At 69.5% G+C, this 24782-nt stretch carries 21 protein-coding genes, 2 tRNA genes and 1 pseudogene; 15 read left to right on the forward strand and 9 right to left on the reverse strand.

The features are described 5' to 3' along the window. Positions 1-48 precede the first annotated feature (48 nt). Complete coding sequence (locus G8A07_RS10780; RefSeq protein ID WP_195796998.1) at positions 49-984, forward strand: histone deacetylase family protein; 936 nt, start codon at positions 49-51, stop codon at positions 982-984. Between the two features lie 9 nt (positions 985-993). Here the strand turns inward: G8A07_RS10780 and G8A07_RS10785 are convergent, their stop codons facing one another. Continuing rightward, the gene (locus G8A07_RS10785) at positions 994-1776 is read right to left on the reverse strand and encodes a serine protease (RefSeq protein WP_195796999.1); all 783 of its coding nucleotides are present in this window, start codon (positions 1774-1776) and stop codon (positions 994-996) included. Positions 1777-1873: 97 nt separating this feature from the next. Here G8A07_RS10785 and G8A07_RS10790 point away from each other — a divergent pair, with 97 nt between their 5' ends. Then, a complete protein-coding gene (locus G8A07_RS10790; RefSeq protein ID WP_195797000.1) occupies positions 1874-3151 on the forward strand; it encodes a mechanosensitive ion channel family protein in 1278 nt (425 codons plus the stop codon). Between the two features lie 102 nt (positions 3152-3253). Continuing rightward, positions 3254-4768 (forward strand): methyl-accepting chemotaxis protein, encoded by a 1515-nt coding sequence (locus tag G8A07_RS10795; protein WP_249937299.1) that lies wholly within the window; start codon positions 3254-3256, stop codon positions 4766-4768. A 7-nt stretch (positions 4769-4775) separates the two neighbouring features. Here G8A07_RS10795 and G8A07_RS10800 read toward each other — a convergent pair whose 3' ends face one another. The 3 genes from G8A07_RS10800 to G8A07_RS10810 all read right to left on the reverse strand — a co-directional run bounded on the left by G8A07_RS10800 (position 4776) and on the right by G8A07_RS10810 (position 9647). After that, complete coding sequence (locus tag G8A07_RS10800; protein ID WP_195797002.1) at positions 4776-4940, reverse strand: hypothetical protein; 165 nt, start codon at positions 4938-4940, stop codon at positions 4776-4778. 136 nt (positions 4941-5076) lie between these two features. Beyond that, positions 5077-7806, reverse strand: coding sequence for a pitrilysin family protein (locus G8A07_RS10805; protein ID WP_195797003.1), 2730 nt, complete (start codon positions 7804-7806; stop codon positions 5077-5079). A gap of 299 nt (positions 7807-8105) precedes the next feature. Further along, positions 8106-9647, reverse strand: a complete 1542-nt coding sequence (locus G8A07_RS10810; protein ID WP_195797004.1) for a fumarate hydratase — start codon at positions 9645-9647, stop codon at positions 8106-8108. A 77-nt stretch (positions 9648-9724) separates the two neighbouring features. Here G8A07_RS10810 and nhaA point away from each other — a divergent pair, with 77 nt between their 5' ends. Continuing rightward, positions 9725-10927 (forward strand): Na+/H+ antiporter NhaA, encoded by a 1203-nt coding sequence (gene nhaA / locus G8A07_RS10815; protein ID WP_195797005.1) that lies wholly within the window; start codon positions 9725-9727, stop codon positions 10925-10927. A 211-nt stretch (positions 10928-11138) separates the two neighbouring features. Here nhaA and G8A07_RS10820 read toward each other — a convergent pair whose 3' ends face one another. Continuing rightward, positions 11139-11768, reverse strand: a complete 630-nt coding sequence (locus tag G8A07_RS10820) for a YqhA family protein (RefSeq protein WP_195797006.1) — start codon at positions 11766-11768, stop codon at positions 11139-11141. 177 nt (positions 11769-11945) lie between these two features. Between G8A07_RS10820 and acs the strand changes: the two genes are divergently transcribed. The 3 genes and pseudogenes from acs (at position 11946) to G8A07_RS10835 (ending at position 15206) form a co-directional block, all read left to right on the forward strand. Next, positions 11946-13907: an acetate--CoA ligase gene (gene acs / locus G8A07_RS10825; protein ID WP_195797007.1), complete on the forward strand. Its 1962-nt coding sequence runs from the start codon at positions 11946-11948 to the stop codon at positions 13905-13907. Between the two features lie 77 nt (positions 13908-13984). Beyond that, positions 13985-14413, forward strand: a pseudogene (locus G8A07_RS28270) (serine hydrolase domain-containing protein); the annotation flags it as partial. A 112-nt stretch (positions 14414-14525) separates the two neighbouring features. Next, entirely contained in the window at positions 14526-15206 is a 681-nt protein-coding gene (locus tag G8A07_RS10835; RefSeq protein ID WP_195797008.1) for a hypothetical protein, read from the forward strand. Positions 15207-15271: 65 nt separating this feature from the next. Here the strand turns inward: G8A07_RS10835 and G8A07_RS10840 are convergent, their stop codons facing one another. Then, positions 15272-15580: a c-type cytochrome gene (locus G8A07_RS10840; protein WP_195797009.1), complete on the reverse strand. Its 309-nt coding sequence runs from the start codon at positions 15578-15580 to the stop codon at positions 15272-15274. Positions 15581-15710: 130 nt separating this feature from the next. Here G8A07_RS10840 and G8A07_RS10845 point away from each other — a divergent pair, with 130 nt between their 5' ends. Then, positions 15711-15956 carry a TIGR04438 family Trp-rich protein gene (locus tag G8A07_RS10845; protein ID WP_195797010.1) on the forward strand — a complete coding sequence of 82 codons (246 nt, stop codon included), beginning with the start codon at positions 15711-15713 and terminating at the stop codon, positions 15954-15956. A gap of 72 nt (positions 15957-16028) precedes the next feature. Here the strand turns inward: G8A07_RS10845 and ilvD are convergent, their stop codons facing one another. After that, on the reverse strand, positions 16029-17708 hold the full coding sequence (gene ilvD, locus G8A07_RS10850) for a dihydroxy-acid dehydratase (protein ID WP_195797011.1): 1680 nt from the start codon (positions 17706-17708) through the stop codon (positions 16029-16031). 109 nt (positions 17709-17817) lie between these two features. Between ilvD and G8A07_RS10855 the strand changes: the two genes are divergently transcribed. From G8A07_RS10855 to G8A07_RS10885, 7 genes are all read left to right on the forward strand, one after another. Further along, positions 17818-18714 (forward strand): LysR family transcriptional regulator, encoded by an 897-nt coding sequence (locus G8A07_RS10855; RefSeq protein WP_195797012.1) that lies wholly within the window; start codon positions 17818-17820, stop codon positions 18712-18714. 57 nt (positions 18715-18771) lie between these two features. After that, a complete protein-coding gene (gene lgt, locus G8A07_RS10860) occupies positions 18772-19575 on the forward strand; it encodes a prolipoprotein diacylglyceryl transferase (RefSeq protein ID WP_195797013.1) in 804 nt (267 codons plus the stop codon). Positions 19576-19591: 16 nt separating this feature from the next. Next, positions 19592-20299, forward strand: coding sequence for a DNA polymerase III subunit epsilon (gene dnaQ, locus G8A07_RS10865; protein ID WP_195797014.1), 708 nt, complete (start codon positions 19592-19594; stop codon positions 20297-20299). Positions 20300-20367: 68 nt separating this feature from the next. Beyond that, a tRNA-Val gene (locus tag G8A07_RS10870) sits at positions 20368-20442 on the forward strand. A 44-nt stretch (positions 20443-20486) separates the two neighbouring features. Beyond that, positions 20487-20561, forward strand: a tRNA-Val gene (locus G8A07_RS10875). Positions 20562-20711: 150 nt separating this feature from the next. Then, positions 20712-22373: a Na/Pi cotransporter family protein gene (locus G8A07_RS10880; RefSeq protein WP_195797015.1), complete on the forward strand. Its 1662-nt coding sequence runs from the start codon at positions 20712-20714 to the stop codon at positions 22371-22373. Beyond that, positions 22366-23118, forward strand: a complete 753-nt coding sequence (locus G8A07_RS10885) for an NUDIX hydrolase family protein (protein ID WP_195797016.1) — start codon at positions 22366-22368, stop codon at positions 23116-23118. Before G8A07_RS10880 ends, G8A07_RS10885 begins: the two co-directional genes overlap by 8 nt. On the opposite strand, the gene G8A07_RS10890 is transcribed toward G8A07_RS10885, so the two are convergent. Both G8A07_RS10890 and G8A07_RS10895 read right to left on the reverse strand, forming a co-directional pair. After that, positions 23104-23727 carry a hypothetical protein gene (locus G8A07_RS10890; RefSeq protein WP_195797017.1) on the reverse strand — a complete coding sequence of 208 codons (624 nt, stop codon included), beginning with the start codon at positions 23725-23727 and terminating at the stop codon, positions 23104-23106. The genes G8A07_RS10885 and G8A07_RS10890 overlap by 15 nt on opposite strands. 9 nt (positions 23728-23736) lie before the next feature. Next, positions 23737-24696, reverse strand: coding sequence for a response regulator (locus G8A07_RS10895; RefSeq protein WP_213086265.1), 960 nt, complete (start codon positions 24694-24696; stop codon positions 23737-23739). Positions 24697-24782 lie beyond the last annotated feature (86 nt).

Here is a 24782-nt window from a genome sequence, read left to right on the forward strand (position 1 = left end):
GGGCGACCATAACTCAAAACACCGGGCGGCAGTCCTTGCATTAAAGCCATGTCCACAGCCTTCATCAGCCACCCCGACTGCCAGCGCCACGAGATGGGTGCGGGCCACCCGGAATGCCCGCAGCGCCTGGCCGCGATCGAGGACTGGCTGATCGGCACCGGGCTCGATGTGGCGCTGCAGCGCTACGACGCCGCGAGCGTCGATCTGGCGGCGGTCGAGCGGGCGCACAGCCATCATCATGTGGCCCATCTGCGCGACCTGCTGGAATCGCTGGCCGCCACCGGCGAATCGCGCGCGCTGGACCCGGACACGATCGCCAATCCCTACACCTGGTCGGCCACCCTGCGTGCCGCCGGCGCCGCGGTGCAGGCCACCGATCTGGTGCTGGACGGCCAGGTGGAGAACGCCTTCTGCTCGGTGCGCCCGCCCGGCCACCATGCGACGCGCGACCAGGCGATGGGCTTCTGCTTCTTCAACAATGTCGCGATCGCGGCGCGCCACGCGCTGGACCGGCGCGGGCTGCGGCGGGTCGCGGTGGTCGATTTCGACGTGCACCATGGCAACGGCACCGAGGACATCCTGGCCGGCGACGAGCGGGTGCTGATGGTCGGCATCTTCCAGCACCCACTCTATCCCTACAGCGGCGCCGTGCCCAAGGGCGAGAACATGATCAACCTGCCGGTGCCGGCCTATACCAAGGGCGGCGAGGTGCGGGAGATGATCGAGGCGATGTGGATGCCGGCGCTGGAAGAGTTCCGCCCCGAGATGATCTTCATCTCGGCCGGCTTCGACGCGCACCGCGACGACGACCTCGGCCAGCTCGGCCTGACCGAGGCCGACTACGAGTGGATCACCCTGCGCGTCATGGATGTGGCCAGGCGCCATGCCAAGGGCCGCATCGTCTCCTGCCTGGAGGGCGGCTACCACCTGGGCGCGCTGGCGCGCAGCGTCGGCGTGCACCTGCGGGCGCTGGCGGGGCTGTAGCCCGCGGGGTCAGGGCTTGCTGCCCAGGCCGGCCTCGGCCAGCAGCGCCCGCACATGGCGGCTGGGGATCGCGTAGCTGATGCCGGTCGGGGCGCTGAGCGCGGATTCGCGCGTGCCCTTGATCAGGGCCAGGCTCATCACGCCGATCACCTCGCCGCTGGCGATGTCCAGCACCGGGCCGCCGCTGTTGCCGGGATAGCTGATCACGTCCAGCTGCAGCACCTCGAAGGCGCCCTGGCGCAGCTGCAGGATGGCGCGCGGGTTCAGGGTCTGGGCGTTGGGCGTCGGCAGGGTGATCGCGGTCAGCGCGGCCAGGATGCCGCGGTGCGTCACATGCGAGAAACCCAGCAGCCCGCCGATCGGGAAGCCGATCAGCGCGATGTCGCTGCCCTCGGGCGGCGCCTGCTCGCCGCCCAGCTTCAGCGCCGGCGCCGGCGGGCCGTCGAAGCGCAGCAGGGCCACGTCATGCGCCGGGTCGTTGGCCAGCACGGTGGCGCCGCGCAGGCTCCACTGCTTGTCGGCGCCCAGGATCTGCAGGGCCAGGCGCCGCTCGGTGCCGGGCGGCGGCGCGGGCGGCAGCACATGGGAGCCGGTGACGGCCAGGTTGCCGTCGCCGATGACGAAGCCGGTGCCGCGGAAATTGAAGCGCGGGCTGTCCATCAGCCCGTAGCTGCCGACCAGCAGCACCGAGGGCTTGGCCCGGGCCACCAGCTCGGGCAGGGACTGGGCGCTGGCCGCGCCCAGGGCCGAGCCGAGCAGCAGGGCGGTCAGCAGGCGGCGGGTCAAGGACATCGAGGTCATGGCGTGCGGGCAGGTGGCGGCTGGACCGCCGGACGATAGCGCAAAGCGCGAGCCTCGCGGCCAAGTCGGGGCCGCGACAATGCGGGGCATGAATGAGACCTTGACCTTTGACGAACTGCAGGCGCTGGGCGCAGCCCTGCTGAAACCCGCCGCGCTGACCGAGCTGGGCCTGCTGCTGGCCTGCCTGGGCCTGGCCTGGCTGATCGTCTGGCGCCTGAAGTCGCACCTGTCCGGCCAGCCCGGCCCGCAGTCGGTGCTGTTCGGCCGCCACGTGGTGGACGGCGTGCTGTTCCCCGTGCTGGCCCTGCTGCTGGCCTTCGGCGCGCGCCGCCTGCTGCCGAGCCTGGGCGTGACGCCGGCGCTGTTCAAGCTGGCGGTGCCGGTGCTGGTGTCGCTGCTGGCGATCCGGCTGACCGCGCGGGTGCTGCGCGCGGCGCTGCCGGAATCGGGCTGGGTGCGGCTGGTGGAGCGCAGCGTGTCCTGGCTGGCCTGGGGCGGCTCGATCCTGTGGATCGCCGGCCTGCTGCCGCTGCTGATGCAGGAGCTGGAGGAGGTGCGCTGGAAGATGGGCGCGACCCAGATGTCGCTGCGCGCGCTGCTGGAGGGCGGGCTGACCGCGGTGCTGGTGCTGGTGCTGGCCCTGTGGCTGTCGGCGGTGATCGAGGCGCGGCTGCTGCGCAATGTCACCAGCGACCTGTCGATGCGCAAGATCGGCGCCAACATCACGCGCGCGCTGCTGCTCTTCGTCGGTCTGCTGTTCGCGCTGTCGGCCGCCGGCATCGACCTGACCGCGCTGGGCGTGCTGGGCGGCGCCCTGGGCGTGGGCATCGGCTTCGGCCTGCAGAAGCTGGCGGCCAACTATGTGTCGGGCTTCGTGATCCTGGCCGAGCGCTCGCTGCGCATCGGCGACATGGTCAAGGTCGACAACTTCGAGGGCCGCATCAGCGACATCAAGACCCGCTACACGGTGATCCGCGCGCTGAACGGCCGCGAGGCGGTGGTGCCCAACGAGATGCTGATCACGCAGCGGGTCGAGAACAGCTCGCTGGCAGATCCGCGCGTGGCGCTCAGCACCGTGGTGCAGGTCGCCTATGGCACCGATCTGGAGGCGCTGATGCCGCGCCTGACCGAGGTCGTCGGCGCGGTGCCGCGGGTGCTGGCCGAGCCAGGCCCGAGCGTGCAGCTGTCCAACTTCGCGGCCGACGGCCTGGAGCTGACCCTGAACTTCTGGATCGCCGATCCTGAGAACGGCGCGGGCGGTGTGCGATCTGCGGTCAATCTCGCGGTGTTGCGCTGCCTCAACGCGTCGGGCATCGACATCCCCTTCCCGCAGCGCGTGCTGCATCGCGCCCGGCCTGTGACATAGGCCCGCTTTTGCGGGTGCCGCGCCGCCACGAACGCCGGCCGGCTTCGTAGCATCGACCTCTTATGAGTTGAATAACTCGAATGGGAGGCGAATATGCGATTCATGCAGCGTTTGACCCTGGCGATGGCCGTGCCCGCCGCGCTGACCCTGGTGCTGGGTGTCACGGTGAGCGTCGGCACCCACACGATGGAGCGGCGCCTGGCCGCCTATTTCGAGCAGCAGGACGCGCTGGCCACCGAGGTCAACGAGATGTATGCCCAGGGCCTGCAGATGGGCCAGGCGCTGCGCAACATCGTGCTGGACCCGGCCAACAAGCGCGCCTACGAGAACCTGGACGGCGCGGCCAAGGCCTACGAGAAGGCCGAGACCCAGGCGCGCGCCGCGGCCAGCGCGGAGCAGGGCGCCAAGCTGCAGGCGATGGCCGCGATGCGCGGCCGGCTGGCCGAGGTGCAGCAGCGGGTGCGCGAGCTGTCCCAGCAGGATGCGCCGGCCGCCGCCGCGCTGCTGAACAAGCAGGAAACGCCGGCCTGGCGCGAGCTGCGCGCCGAGCTGCTGGAGCTGAAGAAGCTCAGCGGCGCCGACAAGGAGGCCGCGCGGGTGCAGGCCGCGGCGGCGATGGCATCGGCGCGCTGGGTCGTGCTGGGCCTGGTGGGCCTTAGTGTGGTGGTCGGCCTGCTGGCCCTGGTGGCGCTGCGCCGCCATGTGCAGCGCGAGCTGGGCGGCGACCCGGCCACCGCACGCCAGGTGCTGGAGCGCGTCGCCGCCGGCGACCTGCTGGCCGCGGTGCCGGTGCAGCAGGGCGACGACAGCAGCATGATGGCCGCGCTGCAGCGCACCCGCGACGCGCTGCGCGCGCTGGTGGCCGATGTCAACGAGGCGGCGCAAAGCATCGCGCTGGCCTCCAGCGAGATCGCGGTCGGCAACCAGGACCTGTCCAGCCGCACCGAGCATCAGGCCAGCAGCCTGCAGGAGACCGCCTCCTCGATGGACCAGCTGACCTCGACCGTGCAGCACAACGCCGAATCCGCCCGCCAGGCGACCCAGCTGGCCAGCGCGGCCAGCGGCGTCGCCAGCCAGGGTGGCAGCGCGGTGGGCCAGGTGGTCAGCACCATGCAGGCGATCAGCGCGCAGAGCAACAAGATCGCCGACATCACCGCGGTGATCGACGGCATCGCCTTCCAGACCAATATCCTGGCGCTGAACGCGGCGGTCGAGGCGGCGCGCGCCGGCGAGCAGGGGCGCGGCTTCGCGGTCGTGGCCTCCGAGGTGCGCAGCCTGGCGCAGCGCAGCGCGCAGGCCGCGCGCGAGATCAAGGGCCTGATCGCCGAGAACGTCGAGAAGGTCGAGGACGGCGCGCGCCAGGTGCAGCAGGCCGGCCAGACCATGGGCGAGCTGGTGGGGCAGGTGCAGCGCGTCTCGCACCTGATCAGCGAGATCTCCACCGCCACCAGCGAGCAGAGCGGCGGCATCCAGCAGGTCAGCCTGGCCGTCGGTCAGCTCGACGAGGTGACGCAGCAGAACGCCGCGCTGGTCGAGCAGAGCACGGCCGCGGCGCAGAGCCTGAGCCAGCAGGCCGAGCGCCTGAGCGCCCTGGTCAAGGTGTTCCGTCTAGCCTAAGCCTGCGCTATTCGCGCCTGAAGTCGTGGCGCCACCAGCCGATCAGCATCGCCGCGCCGAGGAACAGCGCGGCGCTGGGCAGCCCCGGCGTGCCCAGCAGGGCGGCGCTGGCCAGACCGGCGCCGGCATAGAGCATGGGCAGCTTTTCATACCAGAACGGTGAAATCCACATGAGCCCTCCCGAGGCTTGATCCGGTCTGATCCTTGCCCGCGGCCGGCCGTGGCGGCGATGGGCGGGGCCATGATGGCCCGGCAAGACCCGGCCCCGCCATACCCCCTGAGGGGGAAGCCGGGGGGAGATCACCCCGTCAACGCGGGGGCCGGGCGCGGTAGTCGCCGGCGGTCGAGATCACCCAGGCCTCGGGCCGCAGATGGCGGCGCAGCGCCGCGTTCAGCTCGGCCAGACTCAGGCCGCGCAGGCGCTCCTCGTCGCGCGCCTGCGCCAGCCAGTCCTCGCCGCTGTCCAGCTGGGCCAGCAGCGCGCCGAGCAGCGCACCGTCCTCGCTGCGTGCGCGCTGGCGCGCCTGCAGCGCCTCCAGGCGCACCCGCTCCAGCTCCTCGGCCTCGAAGCCCTGGGCCAGCAGGCGATCGACCTCCTCGCGGATCGCGGCCAGCACGCGTTCGCGCTGCTCCGGCGCGAAGTCCGCCATCAGCAGCCAGGCCCCGGCCCGGTCCCAGCGGTCGGCCTGCAGCTCGCTGGCATGGCGGTAGCTGAGGCCGTCGCGATGCCGCAGGCGCTTGGCCAGGCGTGAATCCAGCCCGCCGCCGAGCAGGCGGTTCGCCAGCACCAGGGGCAGGTAGTCGGTGTCCAGCGTCGAGAGCTGCAGCTCCTGGCGCATCTGCAGCACCGCGTTGGCCTTGTCGTCGGCCTGCGCATCGACGCGCAGCGGCGGCACCGCGACATAGGGCGTGCTCCAGCGCTCGAAGGCCGGCGCTCCGGGCTTCTTCCAGCCGCCAAACAGGCGCTCGATCTCGGTCTCCAGGCCCTCGGGCAGGGTGCCGACGACCGCGATCTCGGCCTCATTGGCCGACCAGTAGCGGCGGTGGAACTCGCGCACATCGGCCAGCTCGGTGGCGCGCATCAGGGCGGCGCGCTCGGCGCGGCTCCACAGATAGTCGGGCTGGCCCAGGTGCAGGCCGCGGGCGCGGTTGTAATGCAGGCGCACCTCTTCCTGGCGCAGCGCGTCGGGGTCGCGCGCCTCGCCCTCCAGCCCCGTCAGCACCCGCGTCTTCAGGCGCGCGAAGGCGGCCTCGGGGAAGGCCGGCTGCTGCAGCACCTCCTGCAGCAGGGCCAGCAGCGGCAGCAGGGTGTCGCGCTCGGCCTGCAGCCGGATCGTCGCGCCCTGCGGCGCGGCATTGATCACGAAGCTGCCGCGCAGGCGCACCGCCTCGTCCATCAGGGCCTGGCGGTCGCGCCGCAGGCTGCCCTCGGTCAGCATGCCGTCGACGAAGGCCGCGCCGCGCAGCTGCTGCACCGCCGGCAGCGCGGCCCAGCGCAGGCGCATCTGCAGGCTCACCGCCTCGCCGCGGTTGCGCTTGGGCAGCAGGGCCAGGCGGATGCCGCTGGGCAGGGTCAGGCGGCGGGTGCGCGCCTGCAGCTCGGCGGGGGCGAGGTCGAAGGCCTCGCCCTGGGCCAGGGCCTGGTCCGGGCGCAGCGCGTCGAGCCCGGCGCTGCGGTCCGCGACCGGCGGCACCTCGACCCGGTCCGCCTCGGCCACCGGCAGGTAGCGCCCATAGCTGCGGTTGCTGGCGCGCAGATAACGCGTAGCGACGCGCCGCAGGTCCTCGGGCGTGACGCGTCGCGCCTCCTCCAGGGTCTTGAAGATCAGCCGCCAGTCGCCGGCCGCCACCGCCTCGGACAGCAGCAGCACCGCGCGCTCCGGCTGCTTCAGGATCTGGCGGTAGCCCAGCTCGAACTGGGTCACGGCGCGCTGCACCTCGGCGGCGGCGAAGCCCTGGTGGCTGCGGCTCTCGAGCTCCTCGAACAGGCGCTGTTCCAGCTCGCGCAGCTCGACGCCCGGGGCCGGCGCGACGCCGACATGGAACAGCCCCGGATCCCAGCCGCCGCAGCCGCCGGCGAAGACCTGGTTCGCCAGCTTGCCCTCGACCAGGGCCTTGTGCAGGCTGCCGCTGCCGCTTTGCACCAGCAGCGGGGTCAGCAGGGCGAGCGCCGCGCAGTCCGGATGGGCCAGCGCCGGCACATGGTAGGCCGCGACCAGCAGCGGCGCGCCGCCGACGCGGCGCAGGCTGACCACGCGCTCGCCGTCCTGCGGCGGCTCCACCGTGTAGACCTCGGGCCGGGCGCGCATCGGGCGCGGCAGCGCGCCGAACTCGCGCTCGATCAGCGCCAGCGCGCGCGCCGGGTCGACCTGGCCGGCCACCATCAGCACCGCGTTGTCGGGCCGGTAATGCAGGCGGTAGAACTCGCGCAGGCGCTCGATCGGCACATGCTGCAGATCGCTGAGCGTGCCGATGGTCGGCTGGCCGTAGGGGTGGAAGCGGTAGGCGATGCCCAGCACGCGCTGGCGCAGCAGCTGGGCCGGGTTGTTCTCGCCGATCTCCAGCTCGTTGCGCACCACCGGCATCTCGCGCTCCAGGTCGGCCTGCAGGATGCGCGAGCGCAGCATGCGATTGGCCTCCAGCTTCAGCATGAAGGCCAGCGTGGCCTCGTCGGCATTGAAGCTGCTGAAGTAGTTGGTGCGGTCGGCGGTGGTGCTGCCGTTGTAGGCGATGCCGCGGCGGCTCAGCTCGCCCGGGATGTCGGGGAACTCGGGCGTGCCGCGGAACAGCAGATGTTCCAGCAGATGGGCCATGCCGGCCTCGCCGGCGCCCTCGTGGCGGCTGCCGACCCTGTAGACCAGGTTGACGGTGATGCTGGGCCGCGAGGCATCGGGGAAGAGCAGCACCTGCAGGCCGTTGGCGAGGCGGTACTCGCTGATGCCGCCCAGCTCGCGCAGCGGCGGTGGAGCGGTCTGGCCGACCGCCAGTCCCGCCAGCAGCGCCAGCATCAGCCCCGCGATCCAGCTCCTCGTCGTCATGCGCCGACCTCCTTGGCGGCCCAGTGTAGGCGTCATGAAGAAGGCTTTTTGTTCATTGACTTGTGGCGTGGTCTCGATGACCCCTGCAAAGAGCCGGGTTGCGCCGGGACGCGGGTGCGCGCAATTGCTCCGTGCTCGGGCCTGAAGCCAGGGCCGGAAGGCACTGGCAGGTAGCAGCAGGTCTGCCCGCCCTCCTGCGCCCAGACCTTCACCATCACAGCGTCATCAATCAACGCGCAAAGAGCAATAAAAAAGGCCACCGCATGCGGTGGCCCGGTTGCCTCATCGCGGGGCGGGGATCAGCCGGCCGCGACCGGGATCTTGACCGGCTTGCCGCTGGCGATCTTGGCCTGCCATTCGGCCGGGCCGGTGATGTGGGCGCTGGTGCCGCCGGCATCGACCGCCACCGTGACCGGCATGTCGACCACGTCGAACTCGTAGATCGCTTCCATGCCCAGGTCCTCGAAGCCGACCACCTTGGCCGCCTTGATCGCCTTGGACACCAGATAGGCCGAGCCGCCGACGGCCATCAGGTAGGCCGACTTGTGGTTCTTGATCGACTCGATCGCGACGGGGCCGCGCTCGGCCTTGCCGATCATCGCGATCAGGCCGGTCTTCTCCAGCATCATGTCGGTGAACTTGTCCATGCGGGTGGCGGTGGTCGGGCCGGCCGGGCCGACGACCTCGTCGCGCACCGGGTCGACCGGGCCGACGTAGTAGATCACGCGGTTGGTGAAGTCCACCGGCAGGCTCTCGCCCTTGGCCAGCATGTCCTGGATGCGCTTGTGCGCGGCGTCGCGGCCGGTCAGCATCTTGCCATTCAGCAGCAGGGTGTCGCCCGGCTTCCAGCTGGCGACCTCGGCCTTCGTCAGCGTGTTGAGGTCGACGCGTTTGCTCTTGTTGTAGTCCGGCGCCCAGTTGACGTCCGGCCATAGGTCCAGGCTGGGCGCTTCCAGGTAGGTCGGGCCGGAGCCGTCCAGCACGAAATGCGCATGGCGGGTGGCGGCGCAGTTCGGGATCATCGCGATCGGCTTGGAAGCGGCATGCGTCGGGTAGGTCTTGATCTTGACGTCCAGCACCGTGGTCAGGCCGCCCAGGCCCTGGGCGCCGATGCCCAGCGCGTTGACCTTCTCGTACAGCTCGATGCGCAGCTCTTCGAGCTTGTTCTGCGGGCCGCGTTCCAGCAGCTCGTACATGTCGATGTCGTCCATCAGGGCTTCCTTGGCCAGCAGCGCGGCCTTCTCGGCCGTGCCGCCGACGCCGATGCCCAGCATGCCCGGCGGGCACCAGCCCGCGCCCATGGTCGGCACGGTCTTCAGCACCCAGTCGACGATGTTCTCGCTCGGGTTGAGCATGTAGACCTTGCTCTTGTTTTCCGAGCCACCGCCCTTGGCCGCGACGATCACGTCCACCGTGTTGCCCGGCACGACTTCCATGAAGATCACCGCGGGCGTGTTGTCCTTGGTGTTCTTGCGCTCGAAGATCGGGTCGGCGAGAACCGAGGCGCGCAGCTTGTTGTCCGGGTGGTTGTAGGCGCGGCGCACGCCCTCGTTGACGGCGTCCTGGATCGAGCCCGGGAAATCCGCCCAGCGCACGTCCATGCCGATCTTCAGGAACACGTTGACGATGCCGGTGTCCTGGCAGATCGGGCGGCGGCCCTCGGCACACATGCGCGAATTGGTCAGGATCTGCGCGATCGCGTCCTTGGCCGCTTCGCTCTGCTCGCGCTCGTAGGCGCGCGCCAGATGCTGGATGTAGTCGGCCGGGTGGTAGTAGCTGATGTACTGCAGGGCGGCGGCGACGCTCTCGACGAGGTCGGCATAGCGGATGGTCGTGCTCATGGCGGGGAGGAATCCAGTCGGTGAGAAACTCTAGGAAACTGGAACGCGATTTTACTGATGACTGAAAAGGAGAGTGGATGACGCCGGGATTGAGGAAGTTCTTTGCCAGCGAGTCCAGCGGCGGCATCGTGCTGGCGCTGGCGGCCCTGGCCGCCCTGGTGTGCAGCAATACCCCGGCGCTGTCGGTGTTCTATCAGGCCTTCACCCAGCTGCCGGGCGAACTGCGCATCGGCCCCGCGGGTTCGGAGAGCGCCCTGGTGCTGGCCAAGCCGCTGATCGTCTGGGTCAACGACCTGTGGATGGCGGTGTTCTTCCTGCTGGTCGGGCTGGAGATCAAGCGCGAGTTCGTCGCCGGCGAACTGGCCGACCGCAAGCAGGCGCTGCTGCCGGCGGTGGCGGCGCTGGGCGGCATGGCGGTGCCGGCGCTGATCTACAGCGCGATCAACTGGGGTGACGCGGCCGCGCTGCGCGGCTGGGCGATTCCCGCAGCAACGGACATCGCTTTCGCGATCGGCATCGTGATGCTCTTGGGCTCGCGGGTGCCGGCCTCGCTGAAGATCTTTCTGACCGCGGTAGCCATCATCGACGACCTGGGCGCGATCGTCGTGATCGCGCTGTTCTACACCCACCAGCTCTCGCCGCTGATGCTGCTGGGCGCCGGCGCCTGCCTGGTGGTGCTGGCGCTCTTGAACCGCGCTGGCGTGTCGCGGGTGGATGTCTACCTGGCGGTGGGCCTCGTGATGTGGCTGTGCGTGCTGAAGTCGGGCGTGCATGCGACCCTGGCCGGCGTCGCGACCGCGCTGTTCATCCCGATGCGCGCCGAGGGCAGCAGCGATACGGAGCATGGCCCGCTGGAGACGCTGGAGCATGGCCTGCATCCCTGGGTGGCCTTCATGATCCTGCCGATGTTCGCCTTCGCGAACGCGGGCGTGTCGCTGGCCGGGCTGAGCTTCGCCGACCTGCTGGACCCGCTGCCGCTGGGCATCGCGCTGGGCCTGCTGCTGGGCAAGGCGATCGGCGTGTTCGGCAGCAGCTGGCTGATGATCCGGCTCGGCCTGGCGGCGCGGCCGGCCGGCGCCAACTGGATGCAGTTCTTCGGCGTCTGCGTGCTGTGCGGCATCGGCTTCACGATGAGCCTGTTCATCGGCGGCCTGGCCTTCGCCGGGCTGGAGGGCGACTTCGAGACCCGCGTCAAGCTGGGCGTGCTGGGCGGCTCGCTGATCTCTGGCGCGCTGGGCGCGCTGATCCTGGCGCGCGCCGAGGGAGGGCGCCGAGGCTGAACGCGGCGGGCCTGCCGAAGACACCCGATGCAGCGTTTGGCAGGAGGGTGGGCAGGCCTGATGCGGAGGTAAAGGAGGAGGCCGCGAAGCGGCCGGGGGACACGTAGCAGCAGGTCTGCCCATCCTCCTGCGCCCGCCCATCGTCCCTGACCCACCAAGAGAAACGGCCAGGAAGCTGCGGGCATCCTGGCCGTTTCCATGAGCGGGGACCTCAGTGCTTGTCGCCGCCGCTATGGCTCATCAGCCGGTCGGCCGCGGCGATCGCCAGGGCCGAGAACAGGAAGGCCACATGGATCAGGGTCTGCCACAGCAGCACCTTCTCGGTGTAGTTGTCGGCATTGATGAAGGTCTTCAGCAGGTGGATCGACGAGATGCCGATGATCGCGGTGGCCAGCTTGACCTTCAGCACCGAGGCGTTCACATGGCTAAGCCATTCGGGCTGGTCGGGGTGGCCTTCCAGATGCATGCGCGAGACGAAGGTCTCGTAGCCGCCGACGATCACCATGATCAGCAGGTTGGAGATCATCACCACATCGATCAGGCCCAGCACCACCAGCATCAGGATGGTCTCGTTGATCTTGGTCAGCGGCTCGTAGCCGATCACCAGGCCTGCGGCGTCCTTGATCGGGGTGGCCTTGTAGCCGATGCTCTTGACCAGCATCGCCAGCGCGTCCTGGTTGCCGAAGGCGGCCTCGACCAGATGCACCAGCTCGGTCCAGAACTGGAACACGTAGACGGCCTGCGCCAGGATCAGCCCCAGGTACAGCGGCAGCTGCAGCCAGCGGCTCATGAAGATGATGTTGGGCAGGGGACGCAGGGAGGGGGGAGGCTTCTGGCTCATCTGATCGCGGAGTTCTAGGGAGGCGTGGCCTGGGATTCTAGGGGGCTCACATGACGCTTCCCGCACGCCGGGCACATGGGGTTACGAGGTTAGAGTAAGCGCTTCGTCAGAGAGGGCCCGCAAAGTGCGGGCCATTCCAGCGCATTCCATTCCAAGGATCCGAGGAGACAAGCAGCCATGTCGCAAAGCAAGCAATACCTGCCCACAGCCGCCTGGAGCGCGGCGGCCCATGTGAAGGGCATGGACGGTTACCGCGCGCTGGTGGCCGAGGCCGAGGCCGACCACGAGGCCTACTGGGCCCGCCTGGCGCGCGAGCTGATCAGCTGGCAGACGCCGTTCACCAAGGTGCTGAACGACAGCGACGCGCCCTTCTTCAAGTGGTTCGAGGACGGCAAGCTCAACGTCTCCTACAACTGCCTGGACCGCAATGTCGAGGCCGGCAAGGGCGACAAGACCGCGCTGATCTTCGAGGCCGACAACGGCGAGGTCACCAAGGTCAGCTACCGCGAGCTGCTGGCCAAGGTTTCGCAGCTGGCCAATGCGCTGAAGGCGCGCGGCGTCAAGAAGGGCGACCGCGTCGTGATCTACATGCCGATGTCGGTCGAGGGAGTGGCCGCGATGCAGGCCTGCGCGCGCATCGGCGCGACCCATTCGGTGGTGTTCGGCGGCTTCTCGGCGCAATCCCTGCGCGACCGCGTGCAGGATGCCGGCGCGGTGATGGTGATCACCGCCGACGAGCAGCAGCGCGGCGGCAAGGCCCTGCCGTTGAAGGCCATCGTCGACGAGGCGCTGGCCGACAACAGCTGCCCGACGTGCAAGGACGTGATCGTCTACCAGCGCACCGGCGGCACGATCGGTTGGGTGACGGGCCGCGATCTGTGGCTGCATGAGCTGCTGGCCGGGCAGTCGAGCAGCTGCGAACCGGAATGGGTGGAGGCGGAGCATCCGCTGTTCCTGCTCTACACCTCGGGTTCGACCGGCAAGCCCAAGGGCGTGCAGCACAGCACCGGCGGCTATCTGCTGCATGCGGCGCTGACGACCAAGTGGACCTTCGACCTGAAGGATGACGATGTGTTCTGGTGCACGGCCGACATCGGCTGGGTCACCGGCCATACCTACATCACGTACGGCCCGCTGGCCCTGGGCGGCACCGAGATCGTGTTCGAGGGCATCCCGACCTTCCCGGATGCCGGCCGCTTCTGGCAGATGATCCAGAAGCACAAGGTCTCGATCTTCTACACCGCGCCGACCGCGATCCGCTCGCTGATCAAGGCGGCCGAGAGCAACGAGGCCGTGCATCCGAAGAACTACGACCTGTCGTCCCTGCGCCTGCTGGGCTCGGTCGGCGAGCCGATCAACCCGGCCGCCTGGGAGTGGTACCACGCGAACATCGGTGGCGGCCGCTGCCCGATCGTCGACACCTTCTGGCAGACGGAGACCGGCGGCCACATGATCACGCCGCTGCCGGGCGCCACGCCGCTGGTGCCGGGCTCCTGCACCCTGCCGTTCCCGGGCATCACCGCGGCCATCGTCGACGAGACCGGCAACGACGTACCCAATGGGCAGGGCGGCATCCTGGTCGTCAAGAAGCCTTGGCCCTCGATGATCCGCACCATCTGGGGCGACCCGGAGCGCTTCAAGAAGAGCTACTACCCCAGCGAACTCAAGGGCTACTACCTGGCGGGCGATGGCGCCATCCGCGACGCCGAGACCGGCTACTTCACGATCACCGGCCGCATCGACGACGTGCTGAACGTGTCGGGCCACCGCATGGGCACGATGGAGATCGAATCGGCCCTGGTCAGCTGCACCGAGCTGGTGGCCGAGGCCGCCGTGGTCGGCCGCCCCGACGACACCACCGGCGAGGCGATCTGCGCCTTTGTCGTGCTGAAGCGCCCGCGCCCGACCGGCGACGAGGCCAAGGCGATCGCCAAGCAGTTGCGCGACCATGTGGCCAAGGAGATCGGCCCGATCGCCAAGCCCAAGGACATCCGCTTCGGCGACAACCTGCCCAAGACCCGCAGCGGCAAGATCATGCGCCGCCTGCTGCGCTCGGTGGCCAAGGGCGAGAGCGTGACGCAGGACACCAGCACGCTGGAGAACCCCGCGATCCTCGAGCAACTGGGCCAGGCCTACTGAACGCCGAGGCCGATCGCCGCCTGCGAGTCCATCTGGACGCCTGGCGCCAGCGCGGCTGTCTGCAGGGCAGCGTCGCGTTGCTGCGGCCGGACGGGCGGCTGCTCGAGGCCTCGGGCGGCCTGGCCGATCCGGCGCATGGCCTGCCTAACGAGGCGGCGACGCGGTTTCGCATCGGCTCGCTGAGCAAGAGCTTCACCGCCGCGGCGCTGCTGCGGTTGGTCGATGCCGGGCGGCTCGATCTGCAGGCGCCGGTAGCGCGCTTCTTTCCCCGGCTGCCCCATGCGGCCGAGATCACGCCGCTGCAGCTGCTGGAGCATCGCGCCGGCCTGGCCAACTACACCGCGCAGCCGGACTACTGGCCGATGCGCATGCGCCTGCCGCATACGCCGGCACAGCTGATCGACTGGCTGCATGAGCTGGCGCCGCTGGGCCCGCCGGGCGAGCGCGTGGCCTACAGCAACACCGCCTATGTGCTGCTGGCGGCCATCGTCGAGAGGGTGGCCGAGCAGGACTTCTCCGAATTCCGACGGCGCGAGCTGTTTGAGCCGCTGGGGCTGTCCAGCCTGGCGGCGGACGACGGGCGCTGCCTGTTGGCGGGGGCCGCCCGCGGCCTGCATCATGATGGGCCGCTGGTCCTATGCCGAGCCGATGGACATGAGCGTGGCCTGGGGCGCCTTCGACCTGGTGGCGAACGCCAGCGATCTGTGCCGCTGGCTGGTGGGCTTGCCGCGCCTGCTGTCGCCGGTCTCTGCCGACCTGATGCTGGATGTGTCGCAGCGGGAGTTGAGCTGCGGCCTCGCCGCCGAGCGCTGGATGATGGGCGGACGGCCGCGGCGGCTGGCCGGGCATTTCGGCGACGTCAACGGCTTCTTCGCGCAGATGGCCCGGCTGCCGCAGGGCAGCGCGGTGGCGGTGCTGTTCAATGCCTTCGGCCTGCCGGTGCAGCGCCTGGCGCGCGAGCTGGCGCAGCTGGAGGCAGGCGACGCGGTGGCGCCACTGCCGCACGGCGACGCAGACCCGGCCGACGCGCGCCATTTCCGACCTGGCAGCTATGCGGATGGGCAGGGCAGCGAGCTGCGGATCGAGCCCGGTGTGGAGCCCGGCGAGCTGCGGGCACGCAGCCGGCGCCGTTATGTCGTCGAGGTGTCCTGCCCGCTGCGGCGGGTTGGCGATCAGGGGCCGGAACGGGCATTGAGCCTGGTCCTGCCGGAGCATTTCGAGGCGATGCCGGACGGGCAGACCCTGCGCTGGACCGATGCCGAGGGCAGCGTGCGCGAGCTGCGCCGCTCGGCGCCATAAACAACAAGGCCCCGCGCTGCGGGGCCTTGCCTGGGGGGGCTTGCTCGCTCAGCGGCGAGCGAGGGTCACTTGACCGTCAAGACCCATTGCGCCAGTTGCTTGGCCTCATCGGCATTGACCTGGGCATTGGCCGGCATCGGCACGGGGCCCCAGACGCCGGAGCCGCCCTTGACGATCTTGTCGGCGAGCTTGGCGACGGCATCCTTGTCCTTCGCGTACTTCGCCGCCACATCCTTGTAGGACGGGCCCACCAGCTTCTTGTCGGTGGCGTGGCAGGCCATGCAGTTCTTCTTCTGGGCCAGTTCGGGGCTGGCGAAAACGGCCGGGGCGGCCAGGGTGGCGGCCAGTGCGGCCAGGGCGATCGAGGACTTCATGGCTTCCTTTCTCTTCCATTCAGCTGGGGTGGTGTGGGGCAATCTGCACTACATTCCTGGCAGGACAGCCGTGAGGCATTGTAGTGTCGGTGTCCCGGCGGCGCCGGGACCGCGAGAGGAGTTGGGCGCAATGTGGTTGATTGGAATTGGCGTTGTTTTGCTCCTGCTCAAACTGACCGCTTTCGGGCCGGTGGGTGAGTGGAGTTGGTGGCTGGTGCTGGCCCCCTTCGGTCTGGCCGTGCTGTGGTGGGCCTGGGCGGATTCCAGCGGGCTGACGCAGAAGCGCGCGATGCGGCGCATGGAAGAGAAGAAGGAAGCGCGGCGCGAGAAGGCGCTGGAGGCGCTGGGGCAGGGGGAGAAGCAGCGGCGGCGCTGAGCCGGTCGCTCGACCTGCAAAAGGAAAAGGGCGCCTCGGGCGCCCTTTTGCTATGACTTCAGCGATTGAAGCTCAGTCAAACTTATCAAGAACAGCGCCGGAGCTGGCACTAGAAGCGCTCTTCGCGAACTTCGCCAGCACCCCTCGCGTGTAGCGCGGCGCCGGCTGCTTCCAGGCGGCCCGGCGAGCGGCCAGTTCGGCGGCGTCGACATGCAGCTCCAGCAGCAGCTTGTGGGCGTCGATCGTGATCGAGTCGCCTTCCCGGACCAGGGCGATCGTGCCGCCCTCATAGGCCTCGGGTGCCACATGGCCGACCACCATGCCCCAGGTGCCGCCGGAGAAGCGGCCATCGGTGATCAGGCCCACGCTCTCGCCCAGGCCCTGGCCGATCAGCGCGCCGGTCGGGGCCAGCATCTCGGGCATGCCCGGGCCGCCCTTGGGGCCGAGGTAGCGCAGCACCATCACGTCGCCGGCCTTGATCTGCTTGGCCATGATCGCGGCCAGGGCGCTCTGCTCGTCGTCGAACACGCGCGCCGGACCGGTGATGACCGGGTTCTTCAGGCCGGTGATCTTGGCCACGCAGCCCTCGGGCGAGAGATTGCCGCGCAGGATGGCCAGGTGGCCCTGCTCGTACATCGGCCGGTCCACCGCGCGGATCACCTCCTGCTCGGGGCTCAGGTCCGGCACCTCGGCCAGATTCTCGGCCACGGTCTTGCCGGTGATGGTGATGCAGTCGCCATGCAGCAGGCCGGCCTTCAACAAGACCTTCATCACGGCCGGGATGCCGCCGGCCTTGTGCAGGTCCACCGCCAGGAAGCGGCCGCTGGGCTTGAGGTCGCACAGGACCGGGATCTTCTTGCGCATGCGCTCGAAGTCGTCGATGGTCCAGTCGACTTCGGCCGCATGGGCGATGGCCAGGAAATGCAGCACCGCATTGGTCGAGCCGCCGGTGGCCATGATCACCGCCACCGCGTTCTCGATCGCCTTCTTGGTGACGATGTCGCGCGGCTTCAGGTCGGCCTTGACCGCCTCGACCAGCACGGCCGCGGCCTTCTTGGTGTTCTCGACCACCTCGTCCTCGACATTGGACATCGAGGAGGAATAGGGCAGCGACATGCCCAGCGCCTCGAAGGCCGAGCTCATGGTGTTGGCGGTGTACATGCCGCCGCAGGAGCCGCTGCCGGGGATGGCGCGCTTCTCGATCTGGCAGAAGTCCTCTTCCGACATATTGCCGGCCGAGAACTGGCCCACCGCCTCGAAGACGCTGACGATGTTCAGGTCCTGGCCCTTGTAATGGCCCGGCTTGATGGTGCCGCCGTAGATGTAGATGGCCGGCACATTGGCGCGCAGCATGCCCATCATGCCGCCGGGCATGTTCTTGTCGCAGCCGCCGATCACCATCACGCCGTCCAGCCACTGGCCGCCGACGCAGGTCTCGACGCAGTCGGAGATCACCTCGCGTGACACCAGGCTGTACTTCATGCCCTCGGTGCCCATCGCCATGCCGTCGCTGATGGTCGGCGTGCCGAACAGCTGCGCATTGGCGCCGGCCGCCTTCAGGCCGATCACGGCCGCGTCGGCCAGCTTCTGCAGGCCGGAGTTGCAGGGGGTGATGGTCGAGTGGCCGTTGGCGATGCCGATCATCGGCTTGCCGAAGTCGCTCTCCTGGTAGCCCATGCCGTAGTACATGGAGCGGTTCGGGGCGCGGGCCACGCCTTCGGTGATGTTCTTGGAGCGGCGGTTGAAGCTCATGGACAGCGTCTCCTGGCGAATGCTTGGGGGATCAATGCCGGCCAGTATCGGTCGCGCTGCAATGCTTATCAAATATATTATTCAGTCTTAATCAATACATTTCATGTGAATGATCGAGCTGCGCAGCCTGCGTCAATTCATCGCGGTGGCCGAGGAGCTGCATTTCGGCCGCGCTAGCGCGCGCCTGCACATGACCCAGCCGCCGCTGACGCAGGCGATCCAGAAGCTGGAGGCCCTGCTGGGCGCGCCGCTGTTCGAGCGCAGCAGCCGCTCGGTGGCGCTGAGCCCGGCCGGCCTGGCCCTGCTGCCGGAGGCGCGCCGGCTGCTGGCCGAGGCCGAGGGCCTACCCGCGCTGGTGCGCGCCGCGGCCGAGGGGCGGCGCGGCCGGCTGCGCCTGGGCTTCGTCTCGACGGTGGGTTTCGGCGAGCTGCCGCGCTGGCTGCGGATCTTTCGCGAGCGGCAGCCGGAGGTCGGCCTGAGCCTGCGCGAGGCGACCCTGGACGTGCAGCTGCAGGGCTTCGATGCCGACGAGCTGGACGCCGGCTTCGTGATCCATGCGCCGGGTGCCTTGCCGCCGGGCTTTGAGGCGCTGCCGATCGCACGCGAGCCGCTGGTGCTGGCGCTCAGCGCCGAGGAGGCCATGGCGCGGCACGAGCGCCTGGCGCCGGCCGACATCCTGGCCCAGCCGCTGGTGATCTTCCCGCGGGAGATCGCGCCCTCGCTGTTCGACGCGGTGCTGGCGTTCTACCGCCAGCATGGCGCGGCGCCGCAGATCGCGCAGGAGGCGATCCAGATGCAGACCATCGTCAACCTGGTCTCGGCTGGCATGGGCCTGGCCTGGGTGCCGGAATCGGTGATGGGCCTGCAGCGCAGCGGCGTGGTCTACCGGCGCGTGTCGGGGCCGGTGCCGGTCTGCGCGACCAGCCTGATCTGGCGCCGCGACGCCTCGCCGGCGGTGCTGCGCTTTGTCGAGCATATCCGTGCCTGTCTGACAGGCTCTGGCTGAGCCGCGACTTATGATGCGCGACCTCTTGTCCTTGCGCCGCCGGGCGCCGCCGTTGCCATGCTGGTTCATCCCCAGTTCGACCCCATCGCCATCAAGCTCGGCCCGCTGGCCGTGCATTGGTACGGCCTGACCTATCTGGCCGCCTTCGGCCTGTTCCTCTGGCTGGCCAATCTGAAGGTGCGCCAGCCGCAGTACGCGGCCCGCGGCTGGACCAAGCGCGATGTCGACGACCTGCTGTTCTTCGGCGTGCTGGGTGTGGTGCTGGGCGGGCGGCTGGGCTATGTGCTGTTCTACAAGCCCGGCTACTACCTGCACAACCTGGGCGAGGTGCTCGCGGTCTGGAAGGGCGGCATGGCCTTCCATGGCGGGCTGCTCGGCGTGATCGTCGCGATGTGGCTGTTCGCCAAGCTGCGCCAGCGTTCCTTCTTCGAGGTGACCGACCTGATCGCGCCCTGCGTGCCCACCGGCCTGGCCGCGGGCCGGGTCGGCAACTTCATCAACGGCGAGCTGTGGGGCCGGGCGGCCGACCCCTCGCTGCCCTGGGCCATGGTGTTCCCGCAGGCGCAGGACGGCGGCATCGCCCGCCATCCCTCGCAGGTCTACCAGTTCCTCGGCGAGGGCCTGCTGCTGTTCGTGCTGCTGTGGTTCTATGCGAAGAAGCCACGCGCCACCGGCCAGGTGTCGGGCATGTTCCTGATCGGCTATGGCTTCTTCCGCTTCCTGGCCGAGTTCTTCCGTGAGCCGGACGACTTCCTGGGCCTGCGGGCGCTCTCCCTGAGTCAGGGACAATGGCTGTCCCTGCCGATGATCGCGGCGGGCGTCGCGATCTGGCTCTGGGCCGGGCGCCGCAAAACCTCCTGATTCCTTTTCTTCGTTCATGCGCCAAATCTTCTTCGACACCGAAACCACCGGCCTGTATGCCGAGGGGGGCGATCGCCTGGTCGAAATCGGCTGCGTCGAGATGGTCAACCGCCAGCTCACCGGCAACAACCTGCACCTCTACCTGAACCCCGAGCGCGCCAGCCATGAGGAAGCGCTGAAGGTGCACGGCCTGACCGAGGAGTTCCTCTCCACCAAGCCCAAGTTCGCCGAGGTCTCCGAGCAGTTCCTCGACTATGTGGCCGGGGCCGAGCTGGTGATCCACAACGCGCCCTTCGACCTCGGTTTCATCAACGCCGAGCTGAAGCGCCTGGGCCGCCCGCCGATCACCGACATCGCCGGCGGTGTGCGCGACACGCTGCTGATGGCGCGCGACATGTTCCCCGGCAAGGCCAACTCGCTGGACGCGCTGTGCCGCCGCCTGGAGGTGGACAACTCGAACCGGACCTTCCACGGCGCGCTGCTGGATGCGGAGCTGCTGGCCCAGGTCTATATCAACATGACCCGCGGGCAGGACTCGCTGGTGATCGACGACGCCAGCGGCGGCGGTGCCGGCACGGGCGATGGCCAGATGGCCGCGGTCGATTTCAGCGCCTTCCAGCTGCCGGTGCTGGCGCCCACCGCGGCCGAGCTGCAGGCGCATGAGGCGGTGCTGGCCGATCTCGACAAGGCCAGCGGCGGTAAAAGAATCTGGCAAAGCGCTTGAGTCCCGCGCAAAAGCCATGGCATAATCGCGGGCTTCCCGGTTGACGAATTTCGTCGGCGACAAGAACCGGGCGGTTAGCTCAGCGGTAGAGCACTGCCTTCACACGGCAGGGGTCGCAGGTTCGAACCCTGCACCGCCCACCAGGTCTTGCCTGGAGTCTTGAATAGTCGCCACGCCGCCAGATACCGGGCGGTTAGCTCAGCGGTAGAGCACTGCCTTCACACGGCAGGGGTCGCAGGTTCGAACCCTGCACCGCCCACCAGACCAACCCCGCAAGGTTCGCGCCTTGCGGGGTTTTTCTTTCTCTACCCGTCGCCAAGATGGCTCGTTCTGTCTGCTTTATGACAGTTTGTGCGATTGGCGCCTTGATGACCCGCGCCGGCACTCGGGCTTGGCGCAGAATCGCCCGATCATGTTGCATCTGCTGAATCTGCTGGCCGCCATCGCGCTGCTGGTCTGGGGCACCTATATCGTCCGCACCGGGGTGCTGCGCATCTTCGGGGCGAATCTGCGCGAGGTGCTGGCGCGCAGCGTCAGCAACCGCTTCTACGCGATCTGCTCCGGCATGGGCGTGACCTGCCTGGTGCAGTCCAGCACGGCCACCTGCCTGCTGATCACCTCCTTCGTCGGCCAGGGCCTGATGTCCACCGCCGGCGGGCTGGCGGTGATGCTGGGTGCGGACATCGGCACCGCGCTGATGACGGTGGTGTTCTCCTTCGACCTGTCCTGGCTCTCGCCGGCGCTGATCTTCACCGGCGTGGTGCTGTTCATCTCGCGCGAGAAGACCACGGCCGGGCGGCTGGGCCGCGTCGCGATCGGCCTGGGCCTGATCACGCTGGCGCTGAAACTGATCGTCGAGACCACCGAGCCGCTGATCCAGAGCCCGGCGGTGCGCGCGATCCTGGTGGCCCTGCCCAACGACCTGATGATCGACATCCTGGTCGGCGCGGTGCTGACCGTGATGTCCTATTCCAGCCTGGCCATCGTGCTGCTGACCGCGACCCTGGCCGAGTCGGGCATGGTGCCGGCGATGATGGCGATGGGCCTGGTGCTGGGCGCCAATGTCGGCAACGGCGTGCTGGCCCTGCCGTCCACCGCCAAGACCACGATGGCCGGGCGCCGCCTGCCGGTCGGCAACCTGCTGTTCAAGCTGGCCACCTGCGCCATCGTCGTGCCCTTCCTGCCGATGATCCATGTCGAGCTGCAGCATTGGCTGCCGACCGTGCATGAGCAGGTGATCGCGCTGCACCTGGGCTTCAACCTGCTGAAGACCCTGCTGTTCGTCGCCCTGGTCTCGCCGACCGCCAAGCTGCTGGAGCGCTGGATGGTGGCCCCGCCCGCGCCGCCGGCCACCCGGCCGCGCCACCTGGACCCGATGGCCCTGGCCACGCCCTCGCTGGCGATCTCCTGCGCGGCGCGCGAGGCGCTGCACCAGGCCGATGTGGTTGAGACCATGCTGCGCGGCATCCTGCCGGTGATCAAGAACAATGACCTGCAGCTCTCGGCCGAGCTGCGCCGGCTCGACGACCAGGTGGACGATCTCTACTCGGCGATCAAGTTCTATCTGACCCAGATCTCGCGCGAGGCCCTGTCGGAGCGCGAGGCGCGGCGCTGGACCGACATCGTCAGCTTCACGATCAATATGGAGCAGATCGGCGACACGATCGAACGCATCCTCGAGGACATCGAGGACAAGAAGATCAAGAAGGCGCGCAACTTTTCCGAGGCCGGCATGGCCGAGATCAGCCACCTGCACGAGCGCCTGCTGGCCAATCTGCGCCTGGGCATGAGCGTGTTCCTGGACGGCCATGTGCGCGACGCGCAGAAGCTGCTGGAGGAGAAGGCGCGCTTCCGCGATCTGGAGCTGGAATACGCCGGCACCCATATCGCGCGCCTGCAGGAGAACACCGCGCAGAGCATCGAGACCAGCTCGCTGCACCTGGACCTGATCAGCGACCTGAAGCGCATCAACGGCCATATCTGCTCGATCGCCTACCCGATCCTCGACTCGGCCGGCGTGCTCGCCCAGACCCGCCTGCGCGCCACCGACGAGCGCGGCATGGCCGATGCCTGAGACCTGGCCACGCCTGCTGCTCGATGGCCAGCCCATCGGCGCGCTGGCGCCCGGCCATCTGGAGCTGGCGCTGCCGCTGCTGGCGCCGCATGCCGTGCTGCGTGATGGCGATCTGCTCTGGTCCCCGCCGCCCACGGCGCGCTCGGCGCTGATCCAGGCCGCGGCCGAGGCGCTGCGCGCGCGTGGCCTGATCCGCGGCTGGCGCGGCGAGCTCTATGCCTGCGAGGCACCGGTGGCCGATCCCTGCAGCGAGCGCGGCGCGGAGCTGTTCCGGCTGGAGCGCGCGGCCTTTCGCTTCTTCGGCCTGATGAGCCGCGCGGTGCATGTCAATGGCTGGGACGCCGAGGGCCGCATGTGCTGCGGCCGCCGTGCGGCGAGCAAGGCCACCGATCCGGGCAAGCTGGACAACCTGGCCGCCGGCGGCCTGACGGCCGGCGAGGACTTGCTGGACTGCGCACGTCGCGAGCTGTGGGAGGAGGCCGGCGTGCCGCCCGCGCTGAGCGCCGGCTCGCTGCTGCAGCCCGCCGGCGTGCTGCGCAGCCGCCGCGCGGTGCCGGGCGAGGGCCTGCACGACGAGGTGCTGCACATCTACGCGCTGCGGCTGCCGGCCGGCTTCACGCCGCGCAACCAGGATGGCGAGGTGGCCGAGTTCCTGGCGCTGGCGCCCGAGGAACTGCGCCGGCGCCTGGCGGCCGGCGAGTTCAGCCCCGATGCGACCCTGGTCGCGGCCTCAGGCCTCGATTGAGGCTTCGGCCTCGGCTCGCGCCGCGCGGCGCTGCGCGGCATCCAGTGCCAGCAGGCGCTCCTCGATGAATTCCTTCTCGACCCGGCTGCGCTGCAGCTGGGCTTGCAGCTCGTTCACCTGCTGGCGCAGCTGCTGCAGCTGATCGGTCAGCGCGGGATGCGGCTCGCGCCGCGCCGCCTGGGCGCGCGCACCGTCCAGCGCCTGCTGCAGCTGGCGGCGCTGCTGCAGCAGCCGCGCCAGCTCCACCTGCTGGTGGCGGCGCCAGTCGTCGTAGTCGTCAGGCTCGGGCGGATGTTCGGGCGGGCTCAGGCGCGCGAAGTCCATCGAGTCCTCGCCGATCGAGGCCGCGTCGAGCGGCATCGCCGCCGGGTGCCGCTCCGCGCCGCGCGCCGTGCCACTGCCGCTTCGCTCCAGCAGGCGCTGCAGGTCGCGCGCCACGCCCTTCAGTGCCAGGCCGGCCTCGCGGCTGTCGTGCAGGGCATGGCTCAGGTATTGCCGGCGCTCATCCTCCTGCGCGTTCATGCGCAGATAGGCCGCGATCGCGATCACCACGAACACCAGGTTGGCGACCAGCACGCCCAGGCTGGCCAAGTTTTCCAATTCCACCATCTTCGTTCTTCAGACCAACAGGAAGGCGAGCCTACCCTGACCGAGGCCGGGCAGGCGCAGGCTGAACTCGCTACGGCCGCTGTTGCGGGCCATCAGCTCGGGCAGGCGTTCGAAACGCTGGCGTGCCAGCCGCACCGCGCTGAGCGCTGGCACGTCGCTGGCGCTGCGCTTGCGCAGCTGGGCCGCGCAGGCGCGCATGAAGCGTCCGGCCTGGTCCACCAGGCGCGGGCCGGGCTCAAGGCCCGCGGCCATGCCGGCCTGGATCTCGGCGGAACTGGCACCCGCGGCGATGCCGCCGACCAGCCAGCAGGCGCTGGCGTCGAGCAGGCCGATCGCATAGGGGCCGTTGCGCCCGGCGCTGCCGTACAGCGCCACCAGCTGGGTGGGGCGTTCGGCCAGGCCCGCGTCCTGCTCGGCGCGGCGCAGGTCAAAGCCGCGCGTGCCCAGATGCATATAGAGCTGCTGCTGCAGCTGGGCCAGCGAATCGATCGCGCTACCGCGCGGCAGCTCCGGCACCTCCAGCGCCGGGCCGCCGGCGCGCTGCGGCAGCAGGCCAGCCACCGCACGGCGCAGCGCGCGGTCGTCGAAGGGCTTGGGCAGCACGAAGCGCGCGCCGCGGCGGCGCGCCTCGTGCAGGCGCTCGGCGCGGGTCTCGGTGGTGACGATGCCGACCGGCAGGTCCGCATGGCCGCCGCGGCGCAGCGCCTGCAGCAGCTGCAGCCCGCCGACATTGGGCATATGCCAGTCCGACAGCACCAGATCGGGCCGCTCGGCCGCCACCCGGTCCAGCGCGGCGGCGCCGTCGTCGGCGGTGTCGATCTGCAGCGGCGGCAGCGGGTTGTCGTCGTCGTCCACGCCGCCCTCCAGCGCGCGCCGGATGATGGCCTGGATGGCCCGGCTGTCGTCGACGATCAGCACGCGAGGGGGCCGCGGCAGGCGCTCCTCCTGCGGCATCGGACTGCTGAGCATGGCTGGTGTGTTCCCTCGTTGGCCTTCCCGGGGCCGTTGTGGTGGCGTCTTGTGCGCCTGTCGCCCGAAGGGTCGACTTGGGTCGG

Origin of the sequence: Roseateles sp. DAIF2, from assembly GCF_015624425.1 — a bacterium.
Taxonomy (GTDB): Bacteria; Pseudomonadota; Gammaproteobacteria; order Burkholderiales; family Burkholderiaceae_C; genus Kinneretia.

Coding starts and splice junctions, on each gene's coding strand:
- G8A07_RS10780 (WP_195796998.1), top strand. CDS start 49: ATGTCCACAGCCTTCATCAGCCACCCCGACTGCCAGCGCCACGAGATG.
- G8A07_RS10785 (WP_195796999.1), bottom strand. CDS start 1,776: ATGTCCTTGACCCGCCGCCTGCTGACCGCCCTGCTGCTCGGCTCGGCC.
- G8A07_RS10790 (WP_195797000.1), top strand. CDS start 1,874: ATGAATGAGACCTTGACCTTTGACGAACTGCAGGCGCTGGGCGCAGCC.
- G8A07_RS10795 (WP_249937299.1), top strand. CDS start 3,254: ATGCAGCGTTTGACCCTGGCGATGGCCGTGCCCGCCGCGCTGACCCTG.
- G8A07_RS10800 (WP_195797002.1), bottom strand. CDS start 4,940: ATGTGGATTTCACCGTTCTGGTATGAAAAGCTGCCCATGCTCTATGCC.
- G8A07_RS10805 (WP_195797003.1), bottom strand. CDS start 7,806: ATGACGACGAGGAGCTGGATCGCGGGGCTGATGCTGGCGCTGCTGGCG.
- G8A07_RS10810 (WP_195797004.1), bottom strand. CDS start 9,647: ATGAGCACGACCATCCGCTATGCCGACCTCGTCGAGAGCGTCGCCGCC.
- nhaA (WP_195797005.1), top strand. CDS start 9,725: ATGACGCCGGGATTGAGGAAGTTCTTTGCCAGCGAGTCCAGCGGCGGC.
- G8A07_RS10820 (WP_195797006.1), bottom strand. CDS start 11,768: ATGAGCCAGAAGCCTCCCCCCTCCCTGCGTCCCCTGCCCAACATCATC.
- acs (WP_195797007.1), top strand. CDS start 11,946: ATGTCGCAAAGCAAGCAATACCTGCCCACAGCCGCCTGGAGCGCGGCG.
- G8A07_RS10835 (WP_195797008.1), top strand. CDS start 14,526: ATGATGGGCCGCTGGTCCTATGCCGAGCCGATGGACATGAGCGTGGCC.
- G8A07_RS10840 (WP_195797009.1), bottom strand. CDS start 15,580: ATGAAGTCCTCGATCGCCCTGGCCGCACTGGCCGCCACCCTGGCCGCC.
- G8A07_RS10845 (WP_195797010.1), top strand. CDS start 15,711: ATGTGGTTGATTGGAATTGGCGTTGTTTTGCTCCTGCTCAAACTGACC.
- ilvD (WP_195797011.1), bottom strand. CDS start 17,708: ATGAGCTTCAACCGCCGCTCCAAGAACATCACCGAAGGCGTGGCCCGC.
- G8A07_RS10855 (WP_195797012.1), top strand. CDS start 17,818: ATGATCGAGCTGCGCAGCCTGCGTCAATTCATCGCGGTGGCCGAGGAG.
- lgt (WP_195797013.1), top strand. CDS start 18,772: ATGCTGGTTCATCCCCAGTTCGACCCCATCGCCATCAAGCTCGGCCCG.
- dnaQ (WP_195797014.1), top strand. CDS start 19,592: ATGCGCCAAATCTTCTTCGACACCGAAACCACCGGCCTGTATGCCGAG.
- G8A07_RS10880 (WP_195797015.1), top strand. CDS start 20,712: ATGTTGCATCTGCTGAATCTGCTGGCCGCCATCGCGCTGCTGGTCTGG.
- G8A07_RS10885 (WP_195797016.1), top strand. CDS start 22,366: ATGCCTGAGACCTGGCCACGCCTGCTGCTCGATGGCCAGCCCATCGGC.
- G8A07_RS10890 (WP_195797017.1), bottom strand. CDS start 23,727: ATGGTGGAATTGGAAAACTTGGCCAGCCTGGGCGTGCTGGTCGCCAAC.
- G8A07_RS10895 (WP_213086265.1), bottom strand. CDS start 24,696: ATGCTCAGCAGTCCGATGCCGCAGGAGGAGCGCCTGCCGCGGCCCCCT.